The following is a 12636-nucleotide window of genomic DNA, read 5'->3' as shown; positions in this document are numbered from 1 at the left end:
ATGGCGGCTTTAGACAAAAGCTTACCTTTGGAATATCAATCCGAGCAAAGCAGATTGAATATCCTAGGATTCTGGATTTTTCTTGGGGCTGAAATTATGCTGTTCGCAACACTTTTCGCCTCTTATCTAGTACTTGCTGGTCGTACGGCAGATGGCCCAACACCAGCACAACTGTTTGAACTTAAAACGCTTTTAATTCAAACACTACTACTTTTAACAAGTAGTTTCACATGTGGTATCGTAATTCACGAAATGCGTAAGCACAACCAAAAAGCAATGCTTGGATGGTTCGTCCTTACATTACTTTTAGGTGCAGGTTTCCTATTCTTCGAAATCGAAGAGTTCATTATGTATATTGGTGAAGGCGCGACAATTCAAACAAGTGCTTTCTTATCTGGATTCTTCGTTCTTCTTGGAACGCACGGAGCCCACGTAACAGGCGGTATCATTTGGGCGATTTGTGTTATTATCCAAATTTTAAAACGAGGTTTAACACCAGTTACAGCTCGTAAAGTATTCATTATCAGCTTATACTGGCATTTCCTTGATCTTGTTTGGGTATTTATTTACACACTAGTTTACTTGAACGGGATGGTGGCGTAAATGAGTCAAAATAACAACCAAGCAAACGGGCACGCGCATAGCGGATTCCCTTGGTCACACGTTTTCGGATTTATTTTATCGCTTGCACTAACGTTTCTAGCTCTATACGTGGCACTTTACACAAACCTGCCACTTTCAACGATCTTAACAACTATTATCATAATGGCTGTTGCGCAAGCGTTGTTACAATTAATCATGTTCATGCACTTAAAAGAAGGAGAAGGAAGAGTTCAAATTCTTACTATGATATACAGTTTCTTCGTTGCAACTGCAACAGTTGGTTTAACTGTATGGATCTTCTTCTCAATGTAATGTACATGAAAAGACTGCTGAGAAATCTCAGCAGTCTTTTTTATTACTTCCCCTATTACATCCACATTACGGAATTAACAACAGGATCATGAAAAATATACTTATTATGACAAATGTTAAGAAAACTCTTTCTTTATGAAATCGAATCCATATGCGTTGCTTTTCTACCTATTATATGGCTAAATAAGTACTATATTTATTTGAAGGGAGAGAACGCAATGGAACATCACACTTCTGTTCTATCACTTATGGTTGTCGTTGCAATCGCGTTTTTCGTTCCCCTTTTGTTACAACGCTTTAAATTAAAAGCACTTCCTGTCGTGGTTGCAGAAATCATCGCAGGAATCTTTGTAGGTAAAAGTGGGTTTAATATTATCGAGCCAGATATGTGGCTTCAAGTCTTATCAACACTAGGATTTATCTTCCTTATGTTTTTAAGCGGTTTAGAAATTGATTTTTCTATCTTTAAACAAAAAGGGAAAAAGAATACGACAAACGAACCGAACACGTTTCAAGCAGCAAGTATTATCTTCTTCTTTATTTTCATCTTATCTTATGCCCTATCATTACTATTCGTATGGCTAGGATTTGTAGATAATGCACTGTTCATGACTTTAATTATTTCAACTATTTCTTTAGGTGTTGTCGTACCAACATTAAAAGAGAATAACTTAGGAAAAACGGCGATTGGACAAATCATTTTATTAGTCGCTGTTATTGCAGATTTAGTTACAATGATTTTACTCGCTGTATTCGTCGGATTAAATTCCGAAAGCGGTCAAAGCATGTGGCTCCTTCTTCTTCTATTCGGCGCTGGTATTGTTATTTACTTCGTTGCAAAACGCTTTAAAAACATTCCATACTTAGATAACTTAAAAGCTGGTAGTGTACAAATTGATACACGAGCTGTTTTTGCACTCATCTTAATATTAGTTGGGTTATCTGAATCTGTTGGAGCTGAAAATATTTTAGGTGCCTTCTTAGCAGGAGTACTCGTATCATTATTATCACCAAATGAAGATATGGTTGAAAAACTGGATTCCATTGGATATGGTTTCTTCATTCCTATTTTCTTCGTAATGGTTGGTGTAAATTTAGAGGTTTGGTCTATTTTCAAAGAACCTTCTAGCATGCTAATGATCCCAATTTTAATTGTAGGACTCTTTATTTCAAAGCTGTTACCATCACTTGTTTTACACAAATGGTATCCACGGAATATCGTACTAGGAAGTGCCATCTTATTAACATCGACACTTTCTTTAGTTATTGCAGCTGCACAAATTGGTGAAAAACTAGGGATTATCAGTCCAAGTTTATCTGCTTCACTTATTTTAAGCGCAGTTATTACTTGTATTTTTGCACCTATATTATTTAAAAAGATGTTCCCAAAAGTGGAAACACCAAAACCAAAGGTTTCTATTATTGGCGCGAGCAGAATTACCCTTCCGTTATCACTTGATTTAAAACGAGAAGATTATGACGTAACGCTTTATATGATGCGTCAAAATAAAATAAATGATGAGGAAGCAAAATCACATGACTTCCCTATCGTAAAATTAGATGACATCACAATCGCATCATTAACTGAACAAACAGCATTTAACGCAGACCGCGTTGTTGTTGCAACAAGTGATGATGAGCAAAACTTATTATTAGCAGAACACGCAAAAGAACTAGGTGTTGAACATGTTATTGCAAGTGTAGAAGATCCTCTTCTACAAGAAAAAGCAACGCAAGAACATATCGCTGTATTCTCAACAATTAACTCTACACGTATTCTATTACGTGCACTTATTGATAAACCGAGTCTCGTTCGCTTAATTACAACAGCTAACGAAACGGTCCGCGAAGTTGAACTACGAAGCAATAAATATAACGGCGTGGCACTTCGCCGCCTTCCTTTTTTAGGTGATGTACTAGTCATTCAAATTTATCGTGGGAATAAAGCATTGATTCCACATGGTGATACGAGACTACAGCACGGTGATACATTACTTGTAACAGGTTCAAAAGAACATATCGATACACTAAAAAGCATATTAGAATAGAAAATGCCCCTCACATAATTGAGGGGCATTTTTTTCCATCTCATATGGTAAAATGTAACTATCACATATTATGAGGGTGGATCACATTATGTCTATTGTAACTTTAGCTCTTTTATTATTAGCAGAAATACTCGTTGCCATTATTCTCATCGGTGTTAGTATTGAGATTTGTAGTTACGGATGGAAAAAATCGAATGGAATAAAATATTCTTGCCTCCTACTTTCACTCCTTCTCGGAACTGCTAGCATACTCGGACTTCTCGCCGCACCTGCCTATTTCTTTATACAATTAACAGAAAAAGCCTTATAAGAAAGGATGTTAATATGATTACCGTGAAAAATATTGAGGGATCTGAAACTTACGTATTACGTCAAAAAATTTTGCGCCCGAGTCAAACATTAGCAGATTGTAAATATCCTTCCGATTATGAAACAGACACCTTCCACTTAGGCGCATTTATAAACGATGAACTAATTAGTATCGCTTCCTTCTCAAAAGAAATATATCCCGACTTACCAACGGGTATTCATTATCGTCTACGAGGAATGGCAACATTACCTGAATTTCGAAACAACCGTGCTGGAAGCTCCTTAATTCAGAAGGCGATACAAGTCTTGCAAGAGCGTCAAGCAAATATATTATGGTGTAATGGGCGAATTACTGTAGCTGACTATTACAAACGCTTAGGCTTCCAGGAACATGGTGAGATCTTTGAAATTGAACCGATTGGTCTTCATAAAGTACTATATAAAAGAATATAAAAAAAGCTTTCCGCAATACGGGAAAGCTTTTCTTATGTTTCAATCTTCACTTTTTATTCTCTTTATATATATGTATATAAACAAACTAGGCACTAAAAAACAAGCAAACATAATAAGGCCTGTCATACTAATTTCCTTCATCGAAATATCCGGTGTTACAACGATACAAATGGCTAAAATCCCAATAATAATACCTACCGGAATAAATAATAACTTCATAAAATAACTACGTGATACTCCGCCCGTATGCTCATACACTTCCACTGAATTTTTCAGGTTTAAAAAGTTTATAACTACTATCCCGCACATAAATACCATTAACAAATCCGAAACACTTTCATAGCCTGCACCTTGCAAAACGTAGCGATAAAAAACAATACCTAGTATGACAATATTTTGTAAGATGAAAACGAGTCTAATATGTTTTAGCCCCTCAATCATTAAGCGTTCATCTTTCATGATTCTCATCCTCTCACTCCTTTTCCTCCCAAAATAAATCATTCAAAGTTTTATCTACTGCATAACAAATTTTCAAACATAAATCTAAAGATGGGTTGTATTTCCCCTTCTCAATTAAACTAATCGTTTGCCTTGTAACGCCTACTTTTTCTGCTAATTGTTGCTGTGTTAAATCTAACTGAACACGCGCGACTTTTATTTTACTTACAGCCATTCATGTTCCTCCTCTATTTATATTGTAACATATATATTCCATTAAGTAATTTATATTTTGCGTAATTGATTATAGTTTCACTTTACCCCGCATTAACGGGCATTAAGACTCCCTCCTAATAATTAAGCTAATAACCAGATATCCAGAGAGAGTCAAACTGCCCATAAAAGCCCGATTGGTGAGGGCTGATAATCAGTGGTGGATGAACAGAACCCCCACTGATTATAGTTTCACTTTATTATACACAAAAAAGGGGCCTCTCATAAGAAGCCCCCTCTCTTATATCTGTATTATAAGAATAAATGACATCCAAATAAAATTGTAAATAAGTAGAGTAGCGGATGTACTTCCATCCCTTTCCCCTTCACAATTTTTAAGACTGGATACACTAGAAATCCAATTGCAATTCCATTCGCAATACTAGACGTTAACGGAATACCAACGAAAATTAAAAATGCTGGTAACGCATCATCAAATTCATTCCAATTAATATCACGAAGACTTTGCGCCATTAAACTACCTACAATAATTAATGAAGGAGCTGTAATAGCGGCTACGCTTGATAAAGAAGCAATGACAGGGCTGAAGAATGCCGTTATAATCGTTAGACCGACTACTACAATACCTGTTAATCCTGTTTTACCACCCGCAGCAATACCAGCTGACGATTCAATCGTCGCTGCTGTTGGGCTTGTTCCAAAGATAGAGCCTGTAGTCCCACCAATTGCATCCGCAATAAACGCTTTACCAAAACGCTTCTCTGTATTATCTGTAATTAAACCTGCTTGTTTAATTAAACCGAGTAATGCACCTGTTGTATCAAATAACAGTACAAGTAAAAATGAAAATACAACACCGTATAATCCGTATTCAATTACATCTGAAAAGGCGTTGATTGGATTTGAAACGATAATTCCCTCTGGTAAATGAGGCATCGCAACAATTTTATCCGTAAACTTCAGTTGCCCGGTAAAGAAGGCTATAATTCCTGTCACAATCATACTAATAAATAATGCACCGCTCACACGTAATGCCATTAATACCGCCGCTAATATTAAACCAATTAAAGTTAAAATAACGGCTGGAGAATGGAAGTCACCAATCGTAACTAAGTTAGATGGATGATCAACGATAATTCCAGATAGACGTAATCCAATAAAAGCAATAAATAACCCAATCCCACCTGCAATTGCATGTTTTAAACTGTCAGGAATTGCGACGATTAGCTTTTGCCTAAATGAAGTGAAAGATAATAAAAGAAAAATGATACCTGTTACAAATACTGCTGAAAACGCAATGACATATGTAATCCCCTCTGCCTGTTGAACAACAGAATAAGCAAAATACGCATTCATTCCCATAGCTGGAGCAATAACAATTGGATAGTTAGCTAAAAACGCCATACATAGCGTCCCTACAACAGTCGCAATAATAGTTGCCGTAAAAGCTTGATCAAATGGTACACCTGCATCAGATAATATTTTCGGATTGATGACAAGAATATACGCAAATGTAAAAAAAGTTGTGATGCCAGCTAAAAGCTCTTGCTTCACAGAAGTGTTATATTTTTGTAATTGAAACATGGTTATGTACCCTTCCTACATCTGAATTATTATCACACATTCTTTTCTTACTAGTATGTGAGAAAATATAATACTTAATCTTAACAATCACTAAAAAGAAGAGTCAATATATTCAATAATAGTTCGAATTTTAAGTTTAAGTCTGACAAGCACAGATGTAGTACAGTTAATACTGATTATTTTTGTAGCATAACAGATAGAAATGTTTTATAATTTGAAATAGTTAAATATTTAGTAAACGCATTCAAATATCGTTCACTCTACAAGGGGGATTCTTCTTATGCAGCACACAAACAAATCTGGAACTTTAAATCGTGGTTTAAAAGAACGACATATTACTTTAATGTCACTCGGTTCAGCTATTGGCGTTGGACTATTTTTAGGATCTGCTTCTGCTATTAAACTAGCTGGTCCTTCTATTCTACTAGGTTATATGATTGCTGGACTCGTTATTTTTTTCATTATGCGAGCACTCGGAGAAATGGCGATTGAACAACCTGTTGCTGGTTCTTTTAGTAAATATGCTTATGATTACCTTGGACCACTAGCTGGCTACATTACCGGTTGGAACTACTGGTTCTTATGGGTTGTTACTTGTATGGCTGAAATTACAGCAGCTGGCATTTACATGCAATACTGGTTCCCGGATATCCCGCGCTGGACTTGGGCTTTACTCGCTCTATTATTAATGAGTGCTTTCAACTTCTTATCTGTAAAAGTATTTGGAGAACTTGAATTTTGGTTTGCTCTTATTAAAATTGTCACAATTATCTGTATGATAGTAGTTGGAGCTGGGATTATTTTATTCGGATTCGGAAACGGCGGTATTGCTACCGGTATTTCAAATCTTTGGTCACATGGTGGCTGGTTCCCAAATGGCTTTTCTGGACTACTACTCTCTATGCAAATGGTGTTATTCGCTTATTTAGGTGTTGAACTAATCGGCGTTACAGCGGGTGAAGCGCAAAACCCGAAAAAAACAATCGCAAAAGCAATCGATAATGTATTTTGGAGAATATTACTGTTCTACGTTGGGGCTCTATTTGTTATGATGGCAATTTATCCATGGAACGAACTTGGTGAGAAAGGCAGTCCATTCGTATTAACATTCCAGCAAATCGGTATTGCAAAAGCAGCAGGAATTATTAACTTTGTCGTATTAACAGCAGCTCTTTCTTCTTGTAATGGTGGTTTATTTAGTACAGGCCGTATGCTGTATACATTAGCTCAGCAGAAAAAAGCTCCTGAAAGATTCGGTCGTTTAAATAAAAATGGCATTCCAAGTCAAGGAATTATAGCAACAGCTATCGTTTTACTCTTCGGTGTTATATTAAACTATCTTGTGCCCGCAAAAGTATTTACATGGCTCACTAGTATTTCAACTTTCGGGGCAATTTGGACTTGGGGTATTATATTAGTCGCTCAAATTAAGTTCCGTAAAAGTTTGCCTACGCAAAACAAACAAAAATTATCGTATAAAATGCCTTTATACCCATTAAGTTCATATTTCTCACTCGCTTTCCTTGCACTCGTATTAAGTATAATGGCGTATTCAGAAGATACAAGAATTGCATTAATTGTAGGACCAATTTGGCTTATTGGTTTAGCTGTCGTGTATTACATGAAAGGTTTTCATAAAATTGATGAAACACCTAATTCAAAAATTAGTTAAACAAAACATCCCTTCCTTATTACTTGGAAGGAATGTTTTTAACTCTCTATAAATATTTCTCAACAAAATTCACGTTATTTTTACAAATTTTTAATATTTTTTATGTTTTCCGTCTTTATTTTTACAGAAAAATAAATTACATTATTAAAGCACATATATTTATTATTAGGGGGATTCTTCTATGAAGAATAAAAAATGGATTACATTTTCTTTAGCAACAGCAATTACACTAAGTATAGGGACTTCGTTCATACCGTCTACTTATGCAGAAAGCTCTGTAGACCCAGCTCCTGAAATTGCTGCAAAAGTTGTAAATCAAAACAATGGGAAAAAAGTATTATTCGATAATACACACGGTCAAACTGCTGGGACCGCTGACTGGGTTATTGATGGTGGCTTTTCTGATTTCGGAAACGGCATTGCCCAAAACGGCTATCATGTAAAAGAACTACGTAAATCAACACCAATTACATACGAAGATTTAAAAGACTACAATGTGTTTATCGTTCCAGAAGCAAATATTCCTTACAAAAAATCTGAACAAGATGCTATGTTACAATACGTGAAAAATGGCGGCAGTATCTTCTTCATTGCCGATCATTATAATGCAGATCGCAATAAAAATCGCTGGGACTCTTCTGAAGTATTTAATGGATATAGACGCGGCGCTTGGGATAATCCTGCAAAAGGAATGTCTACTGAGGAAGTAAACTCACAAGCTATGCAAGGAGTAGAAAGCTCTGATTGGCTATCTGACAACTTCGGTATTCGCTTCCGTTACAATGCAATCGGTGATGTTTCCGCTAAAAATATTGTGTCACCTGAACAATCGTTTGGAATTACAAAAGGTGTTTCATCTGTAGCAATGCACGCTGGTTCAACTCTAGCAATTACAAATCCAAAACTAGCAAAAGGACTTGTTTACCTTCCAGAAAACCCGTCAAAATGGAATAACGCTGTTGATAGCGGTGTTTATAACGGCGGTGGTGTTGCAGAGGGTCCTTATGCTGCTATTGCTAAAGTAGGACTTGGAAAAGCTGCCTTTATCGGGGATTCTTCTCCTGTTGAAGATGCATCGCCAAAATACGTTCGTGAAGATTCTGGTCAAACAAAGAAAACTTACGATGGATATAAAGAAGAAAACGATGCTATCTTACTAGAAAACATCGTAAATTGGCTATCGAATAAAGAAACATTTACAAGTTTAGATCAAGTAAATGGTTTACAACTTGATTTACCTACTACTTTACAAACATTTGAACAACCAAGCTTATCAACTGAGCCACAACCTGAACCTTGGAGTGCGCCAAATGCAGGTTATCAATGGTTTAATACAAACACTTTCAAACCAGGTTCATACGGTTATAACGGTGCTGTAACAGCAAACGACTACGTAGTTACACACCCTAGCACTCTACCAAACAATGAAGTGTTCCAAATGAAAATTCAAGTAAATAACTTATTACCGAACACAACATACGATAATTACTCTTTAGGTATATTCACTACTGGCGGTACACAAGTAGCAAAAGTTCAAAATACAAATGGTACTTGGCCATCTACTTTCGGATATAGTAGTACATTCTCTTTCACAACAAACAGCTTAGGTTCTGCTGAGAAAATTGTGAACGTACAAATCGATCCAAATACGACTGGACAAGCAACACTTCGTCTACGCCAAAATACAACAGCGAAATATAATGAAACTGTAACGATTAATAAGAAGTAATGAAAAAGGCAATCCGGATATGGATTGCCTTCTTCTCACTTCTCTTCTTTTGAGAAAAACATTCTTGAAATAACGATACCTATACTTCCTACGATTAAGAATAACACTGCCCTAATCATCATCGATACTTCTGGTAAGTCTAGAAGGAATAACTTCCCTATCGTTACGACTAACACGACTAATCCAGCATACAAGATTTCATTCATATGTTTATTCCGTCCAAGCCAAACTGCAAATAATGCATATACCATCCATAATAAGGATACTGATACGCTTATTATACTTCCATCTGTAGAGAGCACTTCACCAACTCTAGTAATTGCAATAAATACGATAACCATAAACCAATAGAGCGCTATAGAATAAACGTATTTTCCAAAACTCTTTAACACATCTTTCGCTTGTTTCATGCAGTAATAAAATGTACCTATTAAAATAATATGAGCAACACACCCAGCTGAAAGGAAATAATCAAATGGACTAAAAATAGTCTGTATCATTCCAATCGCATAAATCGTCGCACTAACATACAATTTTATTTGTTGTTTTCCTTTAATAGAAGTAAACATACCGAGGAAACCTTGTAATAATAATACAATCGCTGCATTCACTAAACTATACTCATATAAAATTGCTAAACTAAATGCCCCCATTGCGAAACCAAATAAAAGATTTGTAAATGCAGAATGTCTATTCTTTCTATATTCAAACACGAACATAATAGCGTGCACGAGTGCACTTATCATTAATCCCCATGTTGTAAATTCAGGTATTTTTGAAATGGCTAATATAAAGAAGACTGCATTCGCACTAAATATCGCCAAGCGTGGCTCTACTATAAAACTTCTCTCCGTAAACATATGCCAAAATAATAGTAAGTGAATTAAACCATACACAACTGTTAGCTGTACTTGTAAATCCTTTACTAACATTGACATAATAGCAAAGAAGACAAAAAGGACAATCGCAGCAACAGCATAAGAAATCATATATAAATACTGATAACGATTTTTCAGCGCATACCATAATAAGCTAAGCGTTAATATCGTCTCATATCCAAAGAAAATATACGGATTAGGAGTCGTACTATTTAATAAGAATGGCACGAAGAAGGCTCCTACCGCTACGAAGATAGTAAGATACTCTGATTGATACCTCTTCGCTACATAAATCCCTAAAATGACCCATGCAATATTACACACAAATGCAACACTTGCTGGAATAAAGCCATATAAATAATGTGCCGCAAATGTCGTTAAAACTATACCCGTTATACTTCCTCCTGCTAATACTAATCCTAACACTTGCCGCTCTCGTTTAATTTGAATATCCCCTATATAATAAAAACCGATTGATAGGACAATACCGAACACAATTCGTATTGCTGGTGTTAATAATCCAGCATCTACCCCTGCTTTAAATAACCAGATTACTCCAAGCAACATAATACCGACAAATATGCGTGGTAACCACGTTTGGCAAAACTTAATAATATTAAATGGTTCCGGCTTAAAAGCAGATATATCCACTTGTTTTACCTCACGTTCTTGCACAAGCTCTTTTATTGTAGCTACTTCTTCTTTTCGTTTTTCTTCCGTTACCGTTTCAATATATTCTTTCTTTTCCTTACTAACACGTTGCTGAACATTTTTCACTTCTATTTCTTTTTGTTTTGCTTTCAATTCAAAAAGTGCTTCTTGCATCGTTTCAATTGCTGTCTCGAGTGCTTCTATTTTCTTATTTAAATCTTCCTTCATACACTCCCCCCTCACCATTCATTCGAAATCTATATATTACCAATTATCTTTATCATACTCTTAGTCTATTCATTTTCAATACCATTTTTCCAAAAAAGAAAGGTGTTCTCCAGAATAGGAAAACACCTCTTACTTATTTCTTCTTATGGAACACACTACTCACGATAACACCAATACAAACACCTATAATAGCTGGAACAATCCATCCAACACCTTCTGTATAAAACGGAATGTATTTCAATACTGATGTCCACTGATTCATCATCACATTTTTATTGAAAATATCGATCGCACTAAATGCTGCTACAATCCCAACAGTTACTGCATATACATATGCATACTTCCCAATATACTTATGGAATAGCCCTAAAATAATAAGCGTTAATGCAACTGGATAAATAAATCCAAGAATCGGTACTGATACTTTTAAAATTTGTGTTAATCCTAAATTAGCTAAAATCATACTAATAAAACTTAATATACATGCCCAAACTTTATACGCCACTTTCGGAAATACACTTGCGAAAAATTGGCTACAAGATGTAACAAGTCCGATTGAAACACATAAACACGCGATTGTAAAAATAAGTCCTAATAAAACGACTCCGCCTTGTCCAAATAATGTAGTCATCACTTGTGCTAACACTTTCGCTCCATTATCAAATGTCCCTAATGATCCACTCATTGAACCAACATATCCAAGTATGACATAAATAATAGATAATAATAGTCCTGCTCCAATTCCAGCAATACTCATATATTTCGCTAACCCTTTATCATCTTCAATACCTTTTGCACGAAGAGCATTTGCAATAACAATCCCAAAAATTAAAGCTGCTAATGCATCCATGGTTAAATACCCATCTAAAAACCCTTGGAACATAGGAGCTTGTCCATAGTTTCCAGCAGCCTCTTTTACATTGCCTACCGATGTAAACATGCTCTTTATAAAGATAAGGGCAATCATACCTAATAATAACGGTGTTAAAACCTTTCCGAACAATCCCATTAATTTAGATGGCGATAAACTTAACCAGTACACAATACTAAAGAAAAGAACCGTATAACATAATAACACTACGCTTCCCGCTTCCGGGAGGAACTGACCTGGCCCCATTTCAAAAGCTAAGCTTCCTGCACGTGGTATACCAAGTCCTGGTCCAATGAATACATACACGATACACGGAAAAATAATGGCGAATGAGGAATGAACCCTACCCGCTAGCGCTTGAAAACTTCCTGCTTTTGCAATCGCAATAACTCCCAATATCGGAAGACCTGTTGCTGATATAATAAACCCTACTAATGAAATCCACACATGTTCTCCTGCTTCATAACCAAGGAAAGGTGGAAATATAAGATTCCCCGCTCCAAAGAACATCGAGAATAACATAAGACTAATAAGTAAAATTTCTTTTTTCTGTAACAATTTCATTTCTTTCTCCTTCTTTAATTTCATCTTTCATGAAATCAATTTCACATATAAAAAAGTGCAAT

General features: G+C 35.7%; 12 protein-coding genes. 7 read left to right on the top strand and 5 right to left on the bottom strand.

Annotation, left to right across the window (positions count from 1 at the left end):
* The 5 genes from qoxC to COL05_RS14760 all read left to right on the top strand — a co-directional run bounded on the left by qoxC (position 1) and on the right by COL05_RS14760 (position 3725).
* Positions 1–603, top strand: coding sequence for a cytochrome aa3 quinol oxidase subunit III (gene qoxC / locus COL05_RS14780; protein ID WP_000729317.1), 603 nt, complete (start codon positions 1–3; stop codon positions 601–603).
* The gene (qoxD, locus tag COL05_RS14775) at positions 604–915 is read left to right on the top strand and encodes a cytochrome aa3 quinol oxidase subunit IV (protein ID WP_000081349.1); all 312 of its coding nucleotides are present in this window, start codon (positions 604–606) and stop codon (positions 913–915) included.
* A gap of 218 nt (positions 916–1133) precedes the next feature.
* Positions 1134–2963 carry a monovalent cation:proton antiporter family protein gene (locus COL05_RS14770; protein WP_098669162.1) on the top strand — a complete coding sequence of 610 codons (1830 nt, stop codon included), beginning with the start codon at positions 1134–1136 and terminating at the stop codon, positions 2961–2963.
* A 70-nt stretch (positions 2964–3033) separates the two neighbouring features.
* Positions 3034–3273 (top strand): DUF4022 family protein, encoded by a 240-nt coding sequence (locus tag COL05_RS14765; RefSeq protein WP_098669161.1) that lies wholly within the window; start codon positions 3034–3036, stop codon positions 3271–3273.
* Between the two features lie 14 nt (positions 3274–3287).
* Positions 3288–3725, top strand: coding sequence for a GNAT family N-acetyltransferase (locus COL05_RS14760; protein WP_098669160.1), 438 nt, complete (start codon positions 3288–3290; stop codon positions 3723–3725).
* A gap of 39 nt (positions 3726–3764) precedes the next feature.
* On the opposite strand, the gene COL05_RS14755 is transcribed toward COL05_RS14760, so the two are convergent.
* The 3 genes from COL05_RS14755 to COL05_RS14745 all read right to left on the bottom strand — a co-directional run bounded on the left by COL05_RS14755 (position 3765) and on the right by COL05_RS14745 (position 5981).
* The gene (locus tag COL05_RS14755) at positions 3765–4193 is read right to left on the bottom strand and encodes a hypothetical protein (protein WP_098669159.1); all 429 of its coding nucleotides are present in this window, start codon (positions 4191–4193) and stop codon (positions 3765–3767) included.
* A gap of 4 nt (positions 4194–4197) precedes the next feature.
* Positions 4198–4398: a helix-turn-helix transcriptional regulator gene (locus COL05_RS14750; protein WP_000301182.1), complete on the bottom strand. Its 201-nt coding sequence runs from the start codon at positions 4396–4398 to the stop codon at positions 4198–4200.
* Between the two features lie 290 nt (positions 4399–4688).
* The gene (locus COL05_RS14745) at positions 4689–5981 is read right to left on the bottom strand and encodes an NCS2 family permease (RefSeq protein WP_098669158.1); all 1293 of its coding nucleotides are present in this window, start codon (positions 5979–5981) and stop codon (positions 4689–4691) included.
* A gap of 280 nt (positions 5982–6261) precedes the next feature.
* Between COL05_RS14745 and COL05_RS14740 the strand changes: the two genes are divergently transcribed.
* Complete coding sequence (locus COL05_RS14740) at positions 6262–7653, top strand: amino acid permease (RefSeq protein ID WP_098669157.1); 1392 nt, start codon at positions 6262–6264, stop codon at positions 7651–7653.
* Positions 7654–7834: 181 nt separating this feature from the next.
* On the top strand, positions 7835–9382 hold the full coding sequence (locus COL05_RS14735; RefSeq protein ID WP_098669156.1) for a DNA-binding protein: 1548 nt from the start codon (positions 7835–7837) through the stop codon (positions 9380–9382).
* A gap of 35 nt (positions 9383–9417) precedes the next feature.
* Here the strand turns inward: COL05_RS14735 and COL05_RS14730 are convergent, their stop codons facing one another.
* Together COL05_RS14730 and brnQ1 are read right to left on the bottom strand one after the other, a co-directional pair.
* Positions 9418–11139, bottom strand: a complete 1722-nt coding sequence (locus COL05_RS14730) for a DUF2339 domain-containing protein (RefSeq protein WP_098669155.1) — start codon at positions 11137–11139, stop codon at positions 9418–9420.
* A 133-nt stretch (positions 11140–11272) separates the two neighbouring features.
* On the bottom strand, positions 11273–12574 hold the full coding sequence (brnQ1, locus tag COL05_RS14725) for a branched-chain amino acid transport system II carrier protein BrnQ1 (RefSeq protein WP_098669154.1): 1302 nt from the start codon (positions 12572–12574) through the stop codon (positions 11273–11275).
* Positions 12575–12636: the final 62 nt, after the last annotated feature.

It is taken from the genome of Bacillus sp. AFS059628, assembly GCF_002571225.1.
Taxonomy (GTDB): Bacteria; Bacillota; Bacilli; order Bacillales; family Bacillaceae_G; genus Bacillus_A.
Note: the sequence above shows the minus strand (reverse complement) of the source record. Positions and strands in the feature narration are given on the sequence as shown.

Excerpts from the sequence above, each read along its gene's own strand:
- qoxD (WP_000081349.1), top strand. The coding sequence starts at position 604 with ATGAGTCAAAATAACAACCAAGCAAACGGGCACGCGCATAGCGGATTC.
- COL05_RS14740 (WP_098669157.1), top strand. The coding sequence starts at position 6,262 with ATGCAGCACACAAACAAATCTGGAACTTTAAATCGTGGTTTAAAAGAA.
- COL05_RS14760 (WP_098669160.1), top strand. The coding sequence starts at position 3,288 with ATGATTACCGTGAAAAATATTGAGGGATCTGAAACTTACGTATTACGT.
- brnQ1 (WP_098669154.1), bottom strand. The coding sequence starts at position 12,574 with ATGAAATTGTTACAGAAAAAAGAAATTTTACTTATTAGTCTTATGTTA.
- COL05_RS14765 (WP_098669161.1), top strand. The coding sequence starts at position 3,034 with ATGAGGGTGGATCACATTATGTCTATTGTAACTTTAGCTCTTTTATTA.
- COL05_RS14755 (WP_098669159.1), bottom strand. The coding sequence starts at position 4,193 with ATGAGAATCATGAAAGATGAACGCTTAATGATTGAGGGGCTAAAACAT.
- qoxC (WP_000729317.1), top strand. The coding sequence starts at position 1 with ATGGCGGCTTTAGACAAAAGCTTACCTTTGGAATATCAATCCGAGCAA.
- COL05_RS14770 (WP_098669162.1), top strand. The coding sequence starts at position 1,134 with ATGGAACATCACACTTCTGTTCTATCACTTATGGTTGTCGTTGCAATC.
- COL05_RS14735 (WP_098669156.1), top strand. The coding sequence starts at position 7,835 with ATGAAGAATAAAAAATGGATTACATTTTCTTTAGCAACAGCAATTACA.
- COL05_RS14750 (WP_000301182.1), bottom strand. The coding sequence starts at position 4,398 with ATGGCTGTAAGTAAAATAAAAGTCGCGCGTGTTCAGTTAGATTTAACA.
- COL05_RS14730 (WP_098669155.1), bottom strand. The coding sequence starts at position 11,139 with ATGAAGGAAGATTTAAATAAGAAAATAGAAGCACTCGAGACAGCAATT.
- COL05_RS14745 (WP_098669158.1), bottom strand. The coding sequence starts at position 5,981 with ATGTTTCAATTACAAAAATATAACACTTCTGTGAAGCAAGAGCTTTTA.